General features: G+C 25.5%; 22 protein-coding genes and 1 riboswitch. Of the genes, 8 read left to right on the forward strand and 14 right to left on the reverse strand.

The annotated features are described in order from the left end of the window. Window positions 1–76 precede the first annotated feature (76 nt). The 4 genes from AC4FRL_RS03090 to AC4FRL_RS03105 all read left to right on the forward strand — a co-directional run bounded on the left by AC4FRL_RS03090 (window position 77) and on the right by AC4FRL_RS03105 (window position 2,857). Window positions 77–775, forward strand: coding sequence for a DUF421 domain-containing protein (locus AC4FRL_RS03090; RefSeq protein WP_491138649.1), 699 nt, complete (start codon window positions 77–79; stop codon window positions 773–775). Further along, complete coding sequence (locus tag AC4FRL_RS03095) at window positions 772–1,206, forward strand: DUF4363 family protein (RefSeq protein WP_491138650.1); 435 nt, start codon at window positions 772–774, stop codon at window positions 1,204–1,206. Before AC4FRL_RS03090 ends, AC4FRL_RS03095 begins: the two co-directional genes overlap by 4 nt. Window positions 1,207–1,293: 87 nt before the next feature. Next, complete coding sequence (fba, locus tag AC4FRL_RS03100) at window positions 1,294–2,160, forward strand: class II fructose-1,6-bisphosphate aldolase (RefSeq protein ID WP_491138652.1); 867 nt, start codon at window positions 1,294–1,296, stop codon at window positions 2,158–2,160. A 133-nt stretch (window positions 2,161–2,293) separates the two neighbouring features. Beyond that, on the forward strand, window positions 2,294–2,857 hold the full coding sequence (locus AC4FRL_RS03105) for a class IV adenylate cyclase (protein WP_491138653.1): 564 nt from the start codon (window positions 2,294–2,296) through the stop codon (window positions 2,855–2,857). A 29-nt stretch (window positions 2,858–2,886) separates the two neighbouring features. Here the strand turns inward: AC4FRL_RS03105 and AC4FRL_RS03110 are convergent, their stop codons facing one another. The 3 genes from AC4FRL_RS03110 to AC4FRL_RS03120 form a co-directional block, all read right to left on the reverse strand. Continuing rightward, entirely contained in the window at window positions 2,887–3,498 is a 612-nt protein-coding gene (locus AC4FRL_RS03110) for a hypothetical protein (protein ID WP_491138655.1), read from the reverse strand. A 107-nt stretch (window positions 3,499–3,605) separates the two neighbouring features. Continuing rightward, window positions 3,606–5,168 (reverse strand): C40 family peptidase, encoded by a 1,563-nt coding sequence (locus AC4FRL_RS03115; protein WP_491138656.1) that lies wholly within the window; start codon window positions 5,166–5,168, stop codon window positions 3,606–3,608. Window positions 5,169–5,324: 156 nt separating this feature from the next. After that, complete coding sequence (locus tag AC4FRL_RS03120) at window positions 5,325–5,693, reverse strand: DUF2164 family protein (RefSeq protein WP_491138658.1); 369 nt, start codon at window positions 5,691–5,693, stop codon at window positions 5,325–5,327. A 171-nt stretch (window positions 5,694–5,864) separates the two neighbouring features. On the opposite strand from AC4FRL_RS03120, the gene AC4FRL_RS03125 reads away from it, so the two are divergent. Beyond that, window positions 5,865–6,239 (forward strand): hypothetical protein, encoded by a 375-nt coding sequence (locus tag AC4FRL_RS03125; RefSeq protein WP_491138659.1) that lies wholly within the window; start codon window positions 5,865–5,867, stop codon window positions 6,237–6,239. A 60-nt stretch (window positions 6,240–6,299) separates the two neighbouring features. On the opposite strand, the gene ybaK is transcribed toward AC4FRL_RS03125, so the two are convergent. The 5 genes from ybaK to AC4FRL_RS03150 form a co-directional block, all read right to left on the reverse strand. Then, on the reverse strand, window positions 6,300–6,785 hold the full coding sequence (gene ybaK / locus AC4FRL_RS03130; protein ID WP_491138660.1) for a Cys-tRNA(Pro) deacylase: 486 nt from the start codon (window positions 6,783–6,785) through the stop codon (window positions 6,300–6,302). A gap of 92 nt (window positions 6,786–6,877) precedes the next feature. Beyond that, complete coding sequence (locus tag AC4FRL_RS03135; RefSeq protein ID WP_491138662.1) at window positions 6,878–7,438, reverse strand: ATP-binding protein; 561 nt, start codon at window positions 7,436–7,438, stop codon at window positions 6,878–6,880. A gap of 72 nt (window positions 7,439–7,510) precedes the next feature. After that, window positions 7,511–8,458: a ribonuclease Z gene (locus AC4FRL_RS03140; protein ID WP_491138664.1), complete on the reverse strand. Its 948-nt coding sequence runs from the start codon at window positions 8,456–8,458 to the stop codon at window positions 7,511–7,513. 127 nt (window positions 8,459–8,585) lie between these two features. Beyond that, window positions 8,586–9,341: an MJ1433 family protein gene (locus tag AC4FRL_RS03145; protein ID WP_491138665.1), complete on the reverse strand. Its 756-nt coding sequence runs from the start codon at window positions 9,339–9,341 to the stop codon at window positions 8,586–8,588. 215 nt (window positions 9,342–9,556) lie between these two features. Next, the gene (locus AC4FRL_RS03150; RefSeq protein WP_491138666.1) at window positions 9,557–10,060 is read right to left on the reverse strand and encodes a GNAT family N-acetyltransferase; all 504 of its coding nucleotides are present in this window, start codon (window positions 10,058–10,060) and stop codon (window positions 9,557–9,559) included. 304 nt (window positions 10,061–10,364) lie between these two features. Between AC4FRL_RS03150 and AC4FRL_RS03155 the strand changes: the two genes are divergently transcribed. From AC4FRL_RS03155 to AC4FRL_RS03165, 3 genes are all read left to right on the forward strand, one after another. Then, a complete protein-coding gene (locus tag AC4FRL_RS03155; RefSeq protein WP_491138668.1) occupies window positions 10,365–11,144 on the forward strand; it encodes a histidinol-phosphatase in 780 nt (259 codons plus the stop codon). 121 nt (window positions 11,145–11,265) lie between these two features. After that, window positions 11,266–11,370, forward strand: a riboswitch (TPP riboswitch). A gap of 97 nt (window positions 11,371–11,467) precedes the next feature. After that, window positions 11,468–12,163 (forward strand): energy-coupled thiamine transporter ThiT, encoded by a 696-nt coding sequence (gene thiT, locus AC4FRL_RS03160; RefSeq protein WP_491138670.1) that lies wholly within the window; start codon window positions 11,468–11,470, stop codon window positions 12,161–12,163. Between the two features lie 109 nt (window positions 12,164–12,272). Beyond that, a complete protein-coding gene (locus AC4FRL_RS03165) occupies window positions 12,273–13,358 on the forward strand; it encodes a pyridoxal phosphate-dependent aminotransferase (RefSeq protein WP_491138672.1) in 1,086 nt (361 codons plus the stop codon). Window positions 13,359–13,417: 59 nt separating this feature from the next. On the opposite strand, the gene cax is transcribed toward AC4FRL_RS03165, so the two are convergent. The 6 genes from cax to AC4FRL_RS03195 all read right to left on the reverse strand — a co-directional run bounded on the left by cax (window position 13,418) and on the right by AC4FRL_RS03195 (window position 18,960). Continuing rightward, window positions 13,418–14,467: a calcium/proton exchanger gene (gene cax, locus AC4FRL_RS03170; protein ID WP_491138674.1), complete on the reverse strand. Its 1,050-nt coding sequence runs from the start codon at window positions 14,465–14,467 to the stop codon at window positions 13,418–13,420. A gap of 312 nt (window positions 14,468–14,779) precedes the next feature. After that, window positions 14,780–16,060: an alkaline phosphatase family protein gene (locus AC4FRL_RS03175; RefSeq protein ID WP_491138676.1), complete on the reverse strand. Its 1,281-nt coding sequence runs from the start codon at window positions 16,058–16,060 to the stop codon at window positions 14,780–14,782. Window positions 16,061–16,123: 63 nt separating this feature from the next. Further along, the gene (locus tag AC4FRL_RS03180) at window positions 16,124–16,495 is read right to left on the reverse strand and encodes a hypothetical protein (RefSeq protein ID WP_491138677.1); all 372 of its coding nucleotides are present in this window, start codon (window positions 16,493–16,495) and stop codon (window positions 16,124–16,126) included. A gap of 111 nt (window positions 16,496–16,606) precedes the next feature. Next, window positions 16,607–17,020: a hypothetical protein gene (locus AC4FRL_RS03185; RefSeq protein ID WP_491138678.1), complete on the reverse strand. Its 414-nt coding sequence runs from the start codon at window positions 17,018–17,020 to the stop codon at window positions 16,607–16,609. Between the two features lie 211 nt (window positions 17,021–17,231). After that, window positions 17,232–18,137, reverse strand: a complete 906-nt coding sequence (locus AC4FRL_RS03190; protein ID WP_491138679.1) for a DUF368 domain-containing protein — start codon at window positions 18,135–18,137, stop codon at window positions 17,232–17,234. Window positions 18,138–18,171: 34 nt separating this feature from the next. Then, a complete protein-coding gene (locus AC4FRL_RS03195) occupies window positions 18,172–18,960 on the reverse strand; it encodes a M15 family metallopeptidase (RefSeq protein WP_491138680.1) in 789 nt (262 codons plus the stop codon). Between the last annotated feature and the right edge of the window lie 20 nt (window positions 18,961–18,980).

Here is an 18,980-nt window from a genome sequence, read left to right on the forward strand (position 1 = left end):
AAAACTTTCAAAAAATTATTTATTTTTGTATAAATCTTAATAAAAATTGTTACCCTACTTAACAGGAGGTTTTTTTATGCTAATAACTTTTATAAGGACTGTAATACTTTATTTTATTGTAATTTTGAGTATTAGACTTATGGGGAAAAGACAAATAGGAGAACTTCAACCTTACGAGCTTGTAATTACCTTAATGCTATCTGACCTTGCCTCTTTGCCAATGCAAGATACTCGTCTTCCTCTCCTTTTAGGAATAGTACCTATAATTACTCTTTTATTTGTAAAAATAGTAATTTCTGAAATTCAACAACATAGTAATTTATTTGAGAGAATTTTAGATGGAACCCCTTCAATAATTATAAGCAATGGAAAAATAGATTTAAACATGATGAAAAAACAAAGACTTACTATGAATGACCTTTTAGAAGAATTAAGAAGTGCTGGTTTTTTAGATATAAAAGATATACAATATGCAATAATAGAAACTAATGGAACTATTTCTATTATTCCTAAAAGTGTATGTGATACTTTAAAAAGAGAAGATTTAAATATAGAAAAAGAAGAAGCAAAAATGCCAATTGTCTTATTTGAAAGAGGAAAATTAAATAAAAAGGCCTTAAAAGAAATAAATAAAGATGAAACATGGTTAGATAAAAAACTAAAGTCCCTTAATTATCCTAAAAAAGAAGAACTTTTTCTTATTATGCTAGATTCTAAGGGAGAGTTTTATATTCAAAAAAATTTATCTAAGAAAAAAGAGGACATAGCTTTATGAAAAACACAATAATTTCTTCAGTTATATTTTTTTCTCTTCTTGCATCTATATTGTTTTTTAATAATAAGTTAATAAAATTATGCGATAATATAACTATGTATAGTAACGAAATTGAAAATACTTTGAGCTTAAAAGATTTTAAATCTTCCTATGAAAAGTCCTTAAATTTAAGTAAAATATTAGAGGATAATTACCTCTCTTTATCTCTTTACATAAACCATGAACAACTAGACAACTTAAATAAGGAAATTTTAAGCTTAACTCAATATATAAAGGCAGAGGATGTTTCAAGTAGTCTATCTTCAATCCATGTAATAAAAATCTATACAAAGCATATAAAAGATATTCAAAAGGTTAACATAGGTAATATTTTAAATTCCAATTTAAAAAATATATTTTATTGTGGAATTTATAATGATTTTAGTTTATAATATTATTTGAAAGGGGCAAGTCCCGCATGGACTTTTTTTGTCCCTATACAAAAAGTTAATGACAGATTTTGAAAGGTGGTAAACAAAATGGCATTAGTTAACGCAAAAGAAATGTTAAATAAAGCAAGAGAAGGAAAATATGCTGTTGGTCAATTCAACATAAATAACTTAGAATGGACAAAAGCTATATTATTAACAGCTCAAGAAAATAACTCACCAGTTATATTAGGAGTATCAGAAGGTGCTGCTAAATATATGTGTGGTTTTAAAACAATAGTTGGAATGGTTAATGGAATGATGGAAGAATTAAAAATAACTGTTCCTGTAGCTCTTCACTTAGATCACGGTAGTTACCAAGGAGCTATAGATGCTATGGCTGCTGGATTCTCATCAGTAATGTTTGATGGATCACACTACTCAATTGATGAAAACATAGTAAAAACTAAAGAAATCATAGATTTAGCAGCTGCTAAAAACATATCTGTTGAAGCAGAAGTTGGATCAATTGGTGGAGAAGAAGATGGAGTTGTTGGTGCTGGAGAAATCGCAGACCCTGCTGAATGTAAGCAAATAGCTGATTTAGGTGTTACTATGTTAGCAGCTGGTATAGGAAACATCCATGGAAAATACCCTGCAAACTGGGCTGGATTAAACTTTGAAGCTTTAGCTAACATTAAAGCTGCTACTGGAGATATGCCTTTAGTATTACACGGTGGTACTGGAATTCCTTCAGATATGATAGCAGAAGCTATTTCTTTAGGAGTATCAAAAATAAATGTTAATACTGAATGTCAATTATCATTTGCTGCAGCTACTCGTAAATATATAGAAGCTGGAAAAGATTTAGAAGGAAAAGGATTTGACCCAAGAAAATTATTAAATCCTGGATTTGAAGCTATAAAAGCTACAGTTAAAGAAAAAATGGAATTATTCGGTTCAGTAAACAGAGCTTAATAATTTACAAATAAGAGAGATTAGATTTTTCTAATCTCTTTTTTTATTTTAAAAAGCTTTAACTTTTAATATTCTTTTCACTCTCTTATATTTTGTTTATAATAGTAATATAAAAATTTTGGAGGTAATTATTATGAAAGAATTAGAAACTAGAATTATGGATATAGATGTAGAAAATTTAAGAAATACTCTAGTAAAACTAGGCGCTAAAAATGTTAAAAGGGAAAATCAAATAAATGATATTTTTGACTTTCCAGATAGAAAATTATTAAACAAAAAAGGATACGCTAGAATAAGAACTGTTGAAGACCTTATAAATAATAAAACTATTTACTTTATAACTACAAAGAAAATGATAAGCCAAGAAGAATTTAAGGTTATGGAAGAAAATGAAACTATTATAGAAAACGGTGAAATTGGAAAAAACATTTTTACTTCTTTAGGCTTAGAGCTTTTTCAAAGTATAAAAAAATATAGAGAAAGTTATAGTTATAAAAACTCTTTAATTGAAATAGATATTAACGACCCTTCTTTTTGCCCCTTTCCTTATGTAGAAATAGAAACTACTTCTCTTGAAAAACTTAATGAAATTTTAAAAGATTTAGGATATTCTATAGAAGATACTACATCAAAAACTATTTATGAAATTTTAGAAGAAAGAGGATTATGCCCTGATTCTAGCAAAAAAGGAATTTAATCTTTTAAATAGGATGACTTTTAGTCATCCTATTTAAAAATATTCTTATTTTTAATTTTATCCTTTATTATCTTAAATATTTTCCCACTTTTTTTAGGAACTGCAAAGCTATTATGATGATATCTCTTATTATTTAATATATCCTGGGAAAACATTTCTAATTCTATTACTAATTGTTCATATTCCATATAGTTTTCTTCTAATCCCTCTTCAAATAAGCTATCTTTAACTAAAACTCCTATACCCTTTTGCCAAGTAATATTTTTTTTATTACATGCACTTCTAAAATCCTCTAATAAAATATTTAATGGCTCACTCTCTTTAAAAACATCAAAATTTTCGTTTAAGATAACTGAAAGCTTTATTTCCTTAAAAAAACTCTTTCTTTTATTTTCCTCTCTAATCTTCTCTATAAACTTTCTGTCAAAATCATTTAAAATATTATTTTTAATAGAAGAAATAAATATTACATTGTTATAATCCCTTATTTGGTTATTAAAATTATATAAAAAATTCTCTTCTAAAAAATTTATACTAAATTCTACTTTTTCTATAAGACTTTTCTTTATGCATTGGCTTATATAATAAGCATTACTTTCCTTATCTTTAAAATCATTAATTAATATCAATACCCTTTTCACAAAACACCTCCCAAAATTTTACAATTTAATTATATTATATTTTACATTTTTTGTATATAAAAAAAGCAAGCTATATAAATAGCTTGCTTTAAATTATTCTGTTAAGTTTAAAGAACTCTTCTAGCTCTTCCTATTCTGCTCCATGGAACAGGAGCTATAGAAACAAATTTTCCTTTGTTAGGTGATTCTATCCATTGGTTATTTCCTATATACATTCCTACATGACCTAAATCTTTAAAGAATAATAAGTCTCCTGGCTTTGCATTACTTGGAGAAACCTCATATCCATTATTTATTTGGTCATAAGTACTTCTTCCTAAATTTACACCTGCTTGTTTAAATCCCCATTGCATTAAACCTGAACAGTCAAAAGCTCTATAATTTCCATTTAAATATTGTGAAGGAATATCATAGAATCCTCTTCTTGCATGGTCTGGGAAAGTTTTTCTTAAATTACTTAATAAATTTGAAGTTAAAACTTCTCCTGTTCCCCCATAAACATAAGGTGCTCCTAATTGTTGTTTCATAGCACTTAAAACTTTTTCATATGTTCCTTGATTAACTTGTCCATTTTGACTTCCGCCTGTATTTCCTTCATTTGAAGTTACTATTTTAACATATTCTTGATTTAAATAGCCAACCTTACCATTATAATTAACCTTAAACCAGCCTGAAGCTGTTTTTCCTTGTATAGTAAATTGTTCATTTGGTAATAAATATGCTAAAACTGAACTATTAGTATTTGGTTGACTTCTAAGTCTTAAATTACTACTAACATTTACTACTTTTCCAGTTTTGCCTTTATAAGTTTCATCTAAACCAGAATTTCCACTTCCACCTTGGTTGTTATTTGAATTTCCTTCTTCTATAAGTTGTACAAAGTCTCCATGAACATGTCCTCTTGTTCCTTCAGCTTCAATATTATACCATTCTCCACTTCTGCTTTGTATATTAAAAGTATCTCCTGCACTTAAAGAACCTACAACTGAGCTACTTGTACTTGGCTTTTCTCTAACTCTTAAAGAAGTACTTACATTTACAACCTTACCTTTTTTACCAGCTACAGAAGTATCAACCTGTGAATTACCCCCATTATTTGAAGAATTATCTCCTACCTTTACATAATCTCCATGGATATATCCTGTAACTCCATTTGCACTTATATAGTACCAATTGCCACTTTTTCCTTTTATCTCAAAGCTATCTCCACCTCTTAGGCTTCCTACAATGGCACTACTTGTACTAGGTGATTGTCTAACTCTTAAAGAAGAACTTACATTTATAACTGTTCCTCTTTTTCCAGCTAAAGAAGTATCTAAATTACCACCTGAATTAGAACTTCCACCTAATTCCTTTACATAATCACCATGAATATATCCAACTTTACCCTTAGCACTTATTTTATACCAAGCGCCTTCTTTTCCTTCTATATTAAAAACTTCACCATTAGTTAAATATCCAAGAACCTCACTATTTGTACTTGGACTTTTTCTAATTCTTAAATTTGTACTAACATCTACAACTTGTCCTTTTCTTACGCTTCTATCTGCATTTGCTTCTAACTGCTTTGCATTTTTATGTTCAGCTGCATAAGCCTTTTCGCTATGTGCAGTAACTACACATACCGTTGTTACAGCAAAAAGTAATGCTGCTATTTTATTTTTATTCATACACAATCCTCCCTAGTAGTCATATTACACCCCTACAAAAATAATCCTTCACTTCTATAATATATTTTTTATAAAGATTAATCAACAAAATAGTTACAAAAAAATTTCAAAAGAAAAAGAGATTACTGTAATTTATTCAGTAATCTCTATGTTCTACTACTTTTCTAAAGTTAATAAATCATCAGATTTTTCAAAAATATATTTATAAGAATCTAAAACTCCTTGCAAATAAAATTTTGCTCCTAAATTTTCAATAAAAAATTTTATTATATCTTCTAAAAATTCTTCATCTAACTTTTCTTCTTTTTCCTCCTTAAAATATTTTAGAATTTCCTTTTTCAAAAACTCCTTCTTCTCTTTAGAAATATCAAAATTATTATTTATCTTAATACTTCCTCTCTTTTTATTATCTATTGTTATATCACTTATAAAAAAACTTGTATAACAAATTCCCTGCTTATCATAATAATCTTCTTTGTTACCATAATATCCTTCTTCAATTTTATTTAAATCATCTTTTTCCATTTTACTTTCACGCCTTTAAATTTAAAATTTTTAATATTCCTTTATATATTTTATTCAAAAAATATTCTAAAGTTACTTAATATAAGTTTTATCTTTTAAGTTTTTATAATAAAAAGTTTATTTTATGATTATATAAATTATTTCTGTAAATACTAACTATGAGGTGATTTTATGTATAAAGCAATTGGTATAAATAAAGACAAAGAATTAAAAGCTTTAAGAAAAAAAACTAAACGCTTTGTTCCTCCATATCATTATAAAAAAACTTGTTCTTGTCATAATGAAAAAGAAAATATAAATAATTCTTTTTCAGAACCATTAAAAAATATAAAAAGATATGAAAATATAAAAGATGGACATTGCAAATTAAAGCCTTGTATTTTAGATAATAATTTTAAAATAAACAAAAAATTTTTATTAGCTTCTCTTTTAGTATCTACAGTAAGTATTATAGGACTTAGCTGTGCTAAGAAAAGGAAAAAAAATAAAATCAATATTTTAGAAACTGCTACACCACTACTAAAACTTACTAAAAACTTATTCTAAAAAATAAAAGAAGCCATAAATCTATGGCTTCTTTTATTTAAGTTAAATTTATATTTAAATCTATTTTATTAAAGATTCAAACTCACCCTCTACAACCTTTACTAAGTCCATAGGCTTTAACTTTATTTGATGACCTATTTTTCCTGCACTTACTATCATAAACTTTAAATCCTTAGCACTTTCATTTATAAAGGTTTTATAATTACGTTTTAATCCTATAGGAGAACATCCTCCTCTGATATATCCTGTATATTTTAATATATCTTTAACTGCTATCATTTCAACCTTCTTTTCACCAGCTATCTTAGCAGCATTTTTTAAATCTAATTCTTCTGCAACTGGTATAACAAAAACATATAACTCTTTGCTTGTTCCTTGAGCTACTAATGTTTTAAATACATTCTTCTCATCCACTCCAATTTTATGAGCTACTGAAATTCCATCTATTTTCCCATCTTCACTTTCATAACTTAACATATCATATGAAATATTCTTAGAATCTAATATTCTCATAGCATTTGTCTTAAGTTTTTTATCTTTTGCCATAAATTTCACCTCTTAAATATTAAATACTTTATTATTATACAATAAAATAAAAGTATAATCTTATATATTTAAAATAGTTATATTCATATTTTTTATATTTCTCTTAGGAAAACAAAATCTGTTACTTCCTTTTTTAAATTATCGTAGGAAGTACTATTATCTATTTTAAAATCACATAACTTAATTATTTCTCTTGTATCTTTTTCTAAATCATCCTTAGAATTTTGTTCATACCCATCTCTATTTTTTAGTCTTTTTCTTCTTACCTCTTCACTACAAGTAACTCCTACACTTTTAAAACCATATTTTTTCCAAAACTCAAGGTCTTCATAAGTTCTTCCACCAGTTACTATTATAAGCTGTTCATCATCTATTTCATATACAAATTCCTTCTTAAACTTTTCTAAAATTTTTCCTAAAACATAATAGCTTAAAAAGTTTTTATCTATTTCCTTTAACTTTAAAGCTGTATCTACATAAAATTCTCTTTTTTTATTACGCCATTTATCTTCAGCTAAAAATATACAAGACATATCTCTAACTAAATCTCCTATATTGAAGAAACTAACACTTTTTTCTGAATACTCATTTATAAGTTTAGCTACAGTATCTTTTCCTGAACCTTTTTCTCCAAAAATTATTAACCCAACCATAGTTATCAATTCCCTTCTTAGCATAAGATTTACATAATAATTATAACACCTCTTTAAATTTACAATTTTAAACTATTCTTTAAAATTTAGTATAATTTCTCTCCCCTCAAAAGCTAAACTAGAGTTTTGAAAAATATTCTTTGCATTATTTATAAATTCATAAGGCTCTTTAAGGGAAGGGCTAAAATGAGTTAAAACTAAATCACAAACCTCTCCCATTTTTCCTAAAGAGGCAGCTTCTTTAAAGGTCATATGTTTATTCTTTATAGCTTTTTCTTTATCCTCTTCACTTCCATAAGTTCCTTCACAAATATATAAATCACTATCCTTTATAAATTTAGGTATTTGTTCTGTAGGCCTTGTATCTGTGGTAAAACTTATTTTAATCCCTTTTCTTTCCTCTCCTAATACCATATCAGAGGAATATTTAACTCCTTCAAATAATACATAGTTGTTTTTTTGTAATTTAGACCATATTGCCTTTGGAATATTATTTGCCATAGCCTTTTCTATATTAAATTTTCTTTTTCTTTTAATCATAAAAGAATATCCATTACAAGGTGAAGAATGATCTAAATCTAAAGTTTCTATGCTTAAATCTGTATCACAATCAAGGTCATAATTTAATTGTAACCTAGAATCTTTTATAGAAAAGTCTATATTTTTTGCTTCTTCTATTATCTCTATATTAAAGGGAAGATATGTAAGTGTTACTGAAAAGCCTTTTAAAACTTCACTTATCCCCCTAGGTCCTATTATATATAAATCCTCAACTCTTCCACTATTACCAATTGTAGATAATAATCCTGGTAAACCATAAATATGATCTCCATGAACATGACTTATACATATAATATCTATTGACTTAAATCCTGTTTTTCTTTTTCTCATGGAAACTTGAGTTCCCTCACCACAATCTATAAGAATATTTCTTCCTTTAAAATTAACCATAAAGGAAGATAAAAATCTATCAGGCATTGGCATTCCTCCACCGCAACCTAAAAAAGTTAAATTAATCATAACTACTCCTCCTAAAAGTCATTAAATCTCAATGTTTTTAAGTAAAATATACCATAAGGAAATAATAAATACTATTTTATAAATATAAAATAATAAATAAAAGATATCTCTTTTAAAGAGATATCTTTTATTTAAAATAATTACATTCCTTTTCTTTTAAAGACCTTTTATCAAAAGGGTTTGTAACTAAAGCTCTTAAAAATAGTTGAGGATAGTTAGCCTTTAACTGTTTCATGTATTGAACCCATTCAAAGGTTAAATATTTATATGCAACATTTATATCTTTTTCTATATGATTAACTTCATATTCTTCTAATCTATGAGAAAATCGACTACTTAACTCCTCCCTTAAATGCATAAGACATATAAGCATTTCTGAAAATTCTTCATGTTCTATTAACATAGGATTAGTTATTAAATTTATTACTAAATCTTTTTGTGAATTTAACTTATTTTCTAAATATATTAAATCTATCTTGTTTATATCAATTTCATAAGAATAATTATTCACAACTTCTTCTAATCTTTTAAAATCATTTTTATTCCATTCCTTCGTAACTAAAACTTCTTTTGCAATAATTTCTGTACTATCATCTGCAAAGACAAATATATTTAAAATCTCTGTTCCAATTTCACTAAAGAAAACTCCAATTAACATACTTAACTTATCTTTTAAATGTTCTTTTTCTCTTTTTTCAAGTAATTTATCAATTACTAAAGTAGTAAAAAATACTTCCATAGGTATAAAAGCTATGTCTGCAAAAAGAAATATTAAAGTATGATTAAGATCATTAAATATAAGATAGTGTAAATAATGCAAAAATAAAGACAATCCTATTAACCCAACACCAATTAGTAAAAATTCCTTTTTCTGCTTGCTCATATTCTGTTTCTCCTTTGTATTTAAAGTCATTCCTATTTAAGACATTATATATTATAACCTTACTTTTAAACTCTTTCTATGCTTTTAAAATTTAATTTACAAAGATACTTACAAATAAAATATATATTAATTAAAACTTATACTTAATTTATAATCTAAATCCTTAAATAAAAAATCAGTTTATAGAAAGTTTTCTATAAACTGATTTTTATTAATTATATTATTGCTTTTTCAAGACATAAAAAAGGTTCTACTATATCTCTCATAGACATCATTTCCCCTACATGGACATATCCTAAATTTTTATATAAATTGACAGCATTTTCATTTTTATGATAAGCACTTATTCTTATGGAGTTACATTTTTTCTCTTTAGCCATTTCTTCTATAAAATCTATCATTTTTTTACCATAGCCCTTACCTCTATGTTCTGTAGAAACAGCTATTCTATGAAAAGATAAAAATGGACCATCTACTTGCCATGAAATATCATTATAAACATCATAGGCATAGTCATTTACTGTAGCTACTGCTACTATTTCTCCTAATACCTCTATTCCATAAAGATGATTATTAAAAATATCTTTCAAAATTATTTCTGTATTGGGATAATTTTCATTCCAATTATAAAGACCCCTTAAATTCATTTCCTTTACAACATTATCATAAATACTTTTAACTTTTTCTAATTCTTTTTCTTCTATCAATCTTATTTTCATTTTCCTTATACCTCTTACTAAAAACTAATTTAAAATAATGCCTAATTAAATAATTAACTAAAACTTACCCCATGTTCATATCTCCTTTAAATGTTAATAATAAAATAACTTTAATTATGTAAAGTTCTCTTTACATAAAACCCTCTTTAAATCCACTTAATTACTTATCGTGGAATAATTTTATTTTATTCAAAAGGAAAAGTCAAAGAATTTTTTGTTAACATTTTTCTATTAAAATTTTATTAACATTTATCTTTTAATTATTTTTTTGATATACTCTATTTATAGAGAGGAAGTGGAATTTATGTTAAAAAAAATTAATTTTCATACTCATACTAAAAGATGTAAACATGCCCTTGGAGAAGATGAGGATTATATTAAAGAAGCCCTTAAAGAAAATTTAAATACCTTAGGTTTTAGCGATCACGCTCCTTATGCTGACAATAGATTTTCTCTTAGAATGAACTTCAATGAACTTTGTGAATATAAAGATTCTTTAGAGAAATTAAAAGATAAATATAAAAATTATATAAATATAAAAATAGGTTTAGAAATAGAATATTTGCAAACAGATGATTTTTATTATAACTACTTAAAAAATGAATTAAAATTTGATTATTTAGCTCTAGGGCAGCATTTATTTTTAAATGAGGAAGGAAATCTTAAAAATACTTACAATTTAGATAGCACAGAGGATTATATAGATTATGCAAAAAGTATATCCCTTGGAATAAAAAGTGGTTACTTTAGTTTTATAGCCCACCCTGATTTAATCTTTATAAATAATTTCCCTTGGGATGAAAATTGTGATTTAGCCTGTGATATTATAATTTCCTATGCAAAAAGATATAATTCTATCTTAGAATTTAATGCTAATGGTTTTAGAAGAGGAAAGAAAAAATTTATAGATGGAGAACGTTTTGCATATCCTTATGAAAAGTTTTGGGAAAAAGTTTCTTTGTCTAATGTAAAAGTAATAATTAATTCAGACTGTCATAATCCTAAAGAAGTCTTTGACTCTTATGTTTATTATGCTTATGAAAAAGCTAACTCACTTAATTTAAATCTAGTTTATGACATATAAATTTTCTTTTAAACTTTCTATTTTTATTTAAAAAATACAAATTTAGATAATATTTTTTCATTTAATAGTAAATATTACTTGACCAAAGGTAAATTTATATATAAAATATATTTAGAATTATTTCATGTGCTAGGGGTGCCTATTGGCTGAGAGATGATATTTTTATCATTAACCCTCAACACCTGATCTGGTTAATTCCAGCGTAGGGAAGCGTTTAGGGCTGTATTTAAACCAGATCTTTAAAAAGATCTGGTTTTTTTATTTAAAATATTTAAACTCTCCCTTAGCACAATTAAAGTTTAAGAAGGGGGGACTGAAAAACTATGATGTCATTTTCTCAAATAATAAATGATTTTATTCAAAGTTTTTCATCAATTAATTTAGGAGGAAATTTTAAGGAGATTGTAACTAATCCAATGACAATTCTCGCTTTAATAGGGGTCCTAATTATATTATTTTTACTTATAAAAGCTAAAAACATAAAATTTGATGCAAAAATGCTTACAACTATAGGAATTGCTTTAGCTCTTACTGCTGTTTTAAATATGCTAAAGATATATAAATTTCCACAAGGTGGAGGAATAACTTTAGGTAGCATGATTCCTATTATACTAGTTGCTTACGCTTATGGCCCATTAGTTGGAATGCTTACAGGATTTTTATTTGGGATAATATCCTTATTTATAGACCCATATATTATACATCCTGTTCAAGTTCTTTTTGATTATCCAATTCCATATATGGCTTTAGGAGTAGCAGGTTTCTTTAAAAATCATAGAATGTTTGGAGCTATAGTTGCGATATTTTTAAAATTCTTAGCTCACTTTATTTCAGGAGTAGTATTCTTTGGTTCTTTTGCACCCGAAGGAATGTCTCCAATTTTATATTCATTCTTAGTAAACGGTGCATTAATAGGCGCTGATGGATTAATATGTATAATTATTTTAAGCATATTACCTGTAAATAGGCTTATTAAGGCCATAAGACCAAAAAACATAGCAAATAACTATGCTTCTTAAAATACTAGGGTTAGATTATTTAATTAATCTAACCCTTTTTATTTCTTTAGTAAAGAATTATACTATAATTAAGAAATTTAAAGTTATATCAAATTTAAAGGAGGTACTTATGAGTATTAATCATGGTGCTAATTTATTTGATTTATCAGATAAATTAGGAGTAAATAAAAACGATATAAAAGATTTTAGTTCAAATATAAATCCCTTTGGTGCTTCTAAAAAAGCTAAAGAAGCTATTTTAAAAAATATAGATTTAGTTTCTATTTATCCAGACCCTAAATATAAAAGATTAAAAGAATCCATTTCTTCATACTGTAAATGCAAGGAAGAAAATATTATAGTTGGTAGTGGTGCTACTGAGCTTATATCATCTTTTATAAACATTATAAGTCCTAAAAAGGCACTTCTTTTATCTCCCTCTTATTCAGAATATGAAAGTGAATTAGAAAAGATAAATTGTAAGGTATATAAATTTTTTGCAAGGGAAGAAGATAACTTTAAAATAGATTATATAAATCTTATAAATCATATAAACTCTTCAAACTTTGACTTAGTCATAATTTGTAATCCTAATAATCCTACAGGCTTTGCCTTTTCAAAAGATGAAATAAAAAATTTAATAAAAAACACCTCAACATTTTTTATGGTTGATGAAACCTATGTAGAGTTTACAGAGCCTGAAATTTATTCCTCTACTCCTTTAATAGATGAATTTAATAACCTTTTTGTAATTAGAGGAACTTCTAAATTTTTTTCAACTCCAGGAATAAGGTTAGGCTATGGACTTATTTCTAATGAAAAAATAAAAAAATCCATTTTAGAAAAATTAGACCTTTGGAACATAAATATTTTTGCCACAACTATGGGAGAAATTATGTTTAAAGATTTTGATTACATATTATCAAATAACCATAAGTTAAAAGAAGAAATGGAATATCTTTTTAAAGAATTAAATTCAATAAAAGACTTAAAAGTTTATAAAAGTTATAGTAACTTTATCCTTTGCAAAATTAAATCAAAAAAAATAAATGCTAAAAATCTTTATGATGAACTTTTAAAAAAAGATTTAATAATTAGAAACTGTACTTCCTTTGAAGGTTTAAATGAATACTTTTTTAGAGTGTGTTTATTAAAACATGAAGATAATAAACTTCTTGTAGAAAATCTAAAAGAAATATTTTCTAATTTAAGTTAAATAAAAGGTTATAAGCATAATTAAATTTAATTATACTTATAACCTTTTGTCTTTATAAGTTAAACTATAAGAAACATAACAGCAATTATTATATAAACAGCTAAAAGCTGAACTCCTTCAAGCCAATTAGATTCTCCATCACTAACTATACGATTAGCTATAAGAACAGATACTATTAAAGCAACTAATTCAAACTTATTAAAAATAATACTCATAGGTTCAAAAATAAGGCTTAAAAATATTAAAACTGGAGCTACAAATAATATTATTTGTAAACTTGAACCTATAGCAATCTCTACAGAAACATCCATTTTATTTTTCATAGCCATTATTATTGCAGTACTATGTTCTGCAGCATTTCCTATTATAGGAATTAAAATTATTCCTACAAAAAATTCACTAAGCCCTAAAGTTCTTGTCATAGGCTCTACAGCCCCTACTAAAAATTCACTTTCTACTGCAATAATTATAGTAGCTACTATAAGGACTATTATAGATTTTTTTAAAGACCATTTACTCTCTTCTTCACAATCCTCTCCACTTTCTATAGCATATATATCCTTATGAGTAAAGAAAGAGAATACTAAACTTAAAATATATATTATAAACATAACTAAAGCTACTATTACACTTAAACTTTCATACTTTGTATTTAAAAATTCTATTTTTATAGTATGCATAAATATAGCAGGAATAGTAAGACCAATAACTGCAAATAGTAACATACTTGAACTATTCTCCATAATCTTCTTGTTAAAACTTTGAGTTTTATATTTTATTCCTCCAGCTAACATACTAGCTCCTAAAACTAAAAGGATATTTCCAATTACAGACCCTGCAATAGATGCTTTAACAACATCAAACAAGCCACTTTTTAAAGCAAAAAAAGATATTATAAGTTCTGTTGCATTTCCAAAGGTAGCATTTAAAAAACCTCCTAGCTTAGGTCCTGTATAAAATGATATTTCTTCTGTAGCCTCACCCATAAGCCCTGCTAAGGGTATTATAGCTAAAGCTGATAATAAAAATCTAATAGTCGGTGAAAAGTTCATAAATTCTCCTATAATACTTATAGGAATGAATATTAAAAGTAATTTTAATATTTTCATCTTTAGTCCTCCATATAAACAAATTTTGCTAAAACAATTATAACATTTTATTAAAAAATTTACATTTTATTAATACACAAAATTTTAGTATTACATAAAGTTAATATACCCAAATTAGATTTTTATATAAATTTTTAAAAAATTACTTTAAAAAGCAAAAAAAACGCTCTTTTAAGCGTTCTTTTAATTAATTACATATCTACATTATGAAATAACTTTGGCAATATTTTTTCTACTATTTTAAAATATCATAATTTTGCGACAATTTCAATAATTTTATTCAATTAATTATTTTAATCAAAAAATTAATTTTTATTCTAATATTCTTTCTTCAACTTTTCCATCTATATCTTTAAAATCAATTCCTAATATTTTTCCAATAGTAGGTCCATGATTTACAATACTTCCTCCCTCTAAAACAACTCCCTTTTTAATTCCTTTTCCAAAAGCTATTAAAAAAGTTTCATAATTTTCTTTTTTAGGAGAGTATCCATGAACTGCTTTATAAATATGTTTATCTTTAATAAATTTAGTTTCTTCAACAACTTTCCCAAAATATTCATTGGAAAAATAATATCCTCTCCCCCCTTCAACCATAAAAGCACATTCATTATTTGCCCCTTCTTTAATGGCTTCTTCTTTAGTTAATATTCTTTCTATAACTCCTTCTCTTTTTAGCTTATTTAAAATTTCTAAAGCTTTATCTTTAACCTCTTTATTTTCATCTTTTAAATAAATATAAGCAGAACCTCCACACTCTTTAGAAATAACCTTAAATCCCTTAAGCTTACCTTCCTTTATATTTATTAAATTTGCATCTTTAAAAGCACTATTTAACCTTATGACTTTATCTGTATTTATTGCACTATGGTCCCCTAATAAAATCAAAGTAGTATCTTCATAAATTTTAGCTTCTTTTAAAGCCTTTATTATTTCTCCAACTCTTAAATCATGTCTTTTTAAAGCTTCTAAGGCTTCTTTACTAGAATATCCAAAATCATGTCTATTAGAATCTACATCTATTAAGTGAATCATAGTTAAATTTGGTTTATATTTTTTTATAGTTTCTATTGCACAGGCTGTAGCAAAATCATCTAAATATGGCTCTTTTATTCCTTGTCTAATATGAGAAAACTTTTTATTCATATTAAATTGAAAGATTTTACTTCCTGCTAAAGCAGACATTACTATTTGATTTTGCCATGGTTTTGTTGTAAAAATTTCAGGCATGTTATAATCAATCTTTACCTTTCCTGTAACAGGCCAAAGTATAGAGGCTGTTTTAAGTCCTTTTTTCTTAGCTAAAGTAAATAAAGTTTCTCCCTTTATTTTATTTCCATACCAATTCCAATTAGGATTTTCTTCTTTAAAACTTAAAATAGTATTATTAGTTATTCCATGATTTACTGGATATTTTCCTGTTACAATAGTTACATGTGCTGGATAAGTTAAAGAAGGATATATACTATTAACATTCTTTATAAGTGAACCATTTTTTATCAATTTTGATATATTAGGTAAATTTTTCATTATCTCAATATCCTTAGAAGAAACTGCATCTAAAGATATAACTACCATATATTTGCTACTCAATATTATCATCTCCTGTTCCTATTAAATTATTTTAATTCTTTTATCTCTTATGTCAATGATAATTTATGTTAAAGCATAGGATTTCTTTGTACTCTCCTTTGATTTTTTTAAAATCCCTCTAAGTTCTTCATAAATTTCCTTAGGTATTTGCCCCTTTATTTTACTTAAAATTTTTTCTCCTTCTCTAATTCTACCAATTCTAATATTTTCTATAAAAGTATTTATTCTATAGGAAACTCTTATTTTTTTACTTAAAAATATTAAAATACTTAGTAAAAAAGCAGGTAATAACACTCTAGGCTCAACTAAAGCAAACAAGACTACTATCCAAGCTATATTAGAGACTATTTTATAAGCTTTACAAAGACTTAAAACTTCATTGCTACACTCAATCTTATAAACTTCTCTTTTTTTCTTATTTTTTTTTAAATTCATCTTAATTCCCCCTTTATATAATACAATTATATACTTAAAATGAATTTTTTACCATATTAAACTTTTAAAAAAAGACTATTATTAAAATAGTTTTAATAATAGTCTTTTTTATTATCCTATTATATCCTTTGCCATATCCTCTAATTTAACTTCTCCTTCTTTTTCTGAGAAATTATAAAAACAATTTGCAATTTGAATTTTTTTAGCTCTTGATATATTTAAATCTTTACTTACCTTTTCTAAAAAGTCAACCTCTTCAATATCACAATCTTCATCTACAAGTCCTATTCTAACTAATTCAAAGTAAACTATATTCTTTATTCTTTCTGAAGAATTTTTTATAACATCTATAGCTTCTTCATAAGACAAGTTACCTAAATTACTTTCTTCTAAGCTTAATTCACTTATGTACTTTCTAATTAAATCCTCTTCTTCTTTTCTTATATTTTCATCAACTAAAGCAAATTCAGTTACTAAATTTATAAAAGCTAAGGCTTGTTCTTTGTTTAATTCTCTTAAAAACATTGAAATCCCTCCATATAAATAAAACTTTAACTTATTAATAATAATATACTATAAAAAAAAAATTATAACAAAAGCTTAATAGCTAATTTATAAAAAAGATATTCATTTATCTCTTTTTATCTAATTATATTCTAAAAATTTATATTATTAAAGAAAAAGCTACCATTATTTCATATAATGATAGCTTTTTTGTATTTTATTACAAAGAATTTTAAGAAATTCCCTCTTTTTTCTCTAAATAAGTTTTTAATTGTTGTAGCCCTATAATTAAAGCTCCTCCTATAATGAAGAATAAAAAGTTAAAACTTTTTAAGTTCATAGCAGCTCTTGGAACTTCTAAAGTTGTAGGACCCATAAAAACTGCATATATAGAACCTATCATAAGTCCTATTATAAAATAAACCATTTGTGATCTGTAATTTGAAAGCAAATATTTTATTAACTTTATAGTAGTAACTATTCCTACAATAACTCCTAAGGCAAAAATTAAAAGCATAGGAAGATAATCAAAGTTTAAAGTTAAAACAGCTTTAACACCTTTTAAAACTGGTGCATAAAGACCAAATATTAAAAGTAGAGTTGAACCTGATATTCCTGGTAAAACCATTGCTGATATAGCAATCATTCCTGCTAAGAAAACATATATAGCTAAAGGAAAAGAAAACTTATTTAAAACTATACTTGTTCCACTATCTCCACTTGAAGCTGGATTAAAATATGTTATTAATGCAACTACTAAAATCCCTAAAATAGCATATATTATGTATCCATAATTTTTCTTTAAGGTTTCCTTATCTTCTTTAATTATTATAGGAATAGAAAATATTATAAATCCAGTAAATAAAGAACTTATCTTATATATTTCCTTATCAAAGATTGAAGAAATAAATAAAACTGATAAAATTAATCCTGTTACCCATCCAATTGCTAATTTTAATAAAAACTTTATAGCATCCTTTTTACTAATGTCAGTTTTCTTTGAAGAGGTTAAAGCATTTAAAGAACTTATAAATTTATTATAAAATCCCATTATAAATGCTATAGTTCCACCAGAAACTCCTGGTACACTATCTGCTAAAGCCATTAAAAAACCTCTTATAAAGTTAATTACATACATAGAAAATCTCCTTTTAATTTTATTTTATTGTTTATTATTTTATTATATCTAATTTTTCATATAATTCTTCTAAGGTTATATTATTTTCATAAAAGTAATTGCTAACCCGTAAATCTCCAACATATCTATAATGCCAGGGTTCATATTCATATCCTGTTATATCCTCTTTTCCCTTCATATATCTTAATATAAAACCATATTTATGAGCATTTTCTAATAGCCATTGTCCTTCCTTTGTATCTTCAAAAGATTTTTCTAATTGAAATCCTATAGACCTTGTTGTAAAATCAACTGCTAATCCTAGTTGATGTTCACTAGCTCCTGGTATGGCAACTAAAGTACTACTTTCACTATTTTCTCTCTTTAAAGCTCTTTTATATAAATAATCTTGTTCTTCATAAGACCTATAAGCACAGGATATATATAAATCTAACCCTTCTTTTTTAGCATCATCAAAAAGTCTTTCTATATCTTCTTTCATAATACTACTTATCTTATTTCTCTCTTCACTTTCTAAACCAACAAAGTTAGCCTTAGGCAATACTAGTTTTTCTATATTATAATCTTTACTTATTAAATTTTCTTTATTAACAAGTTTTAAAAGTCCTTTATCATCTTTTAAGATTTTATCTTTTATATAAATTTCATCTTCCTTAAGATTTTCATAAGAATTTTCTTCATTGACCTTTTCCTCTAAAGTTTCATTTAAAACAGCAACTTCAAAGGCTTTATTTTTATATACTTCATAAAATCTACCACTAAAAAAACTAATTAATAAAATTATAAAAAAAGCTAATATTTTTATATATCTTTTTATTCTCAAGAAAATATACCTCCAACTTT

This window comes from Clostridium sp. TJA032, from assembly GCF_058310275.1.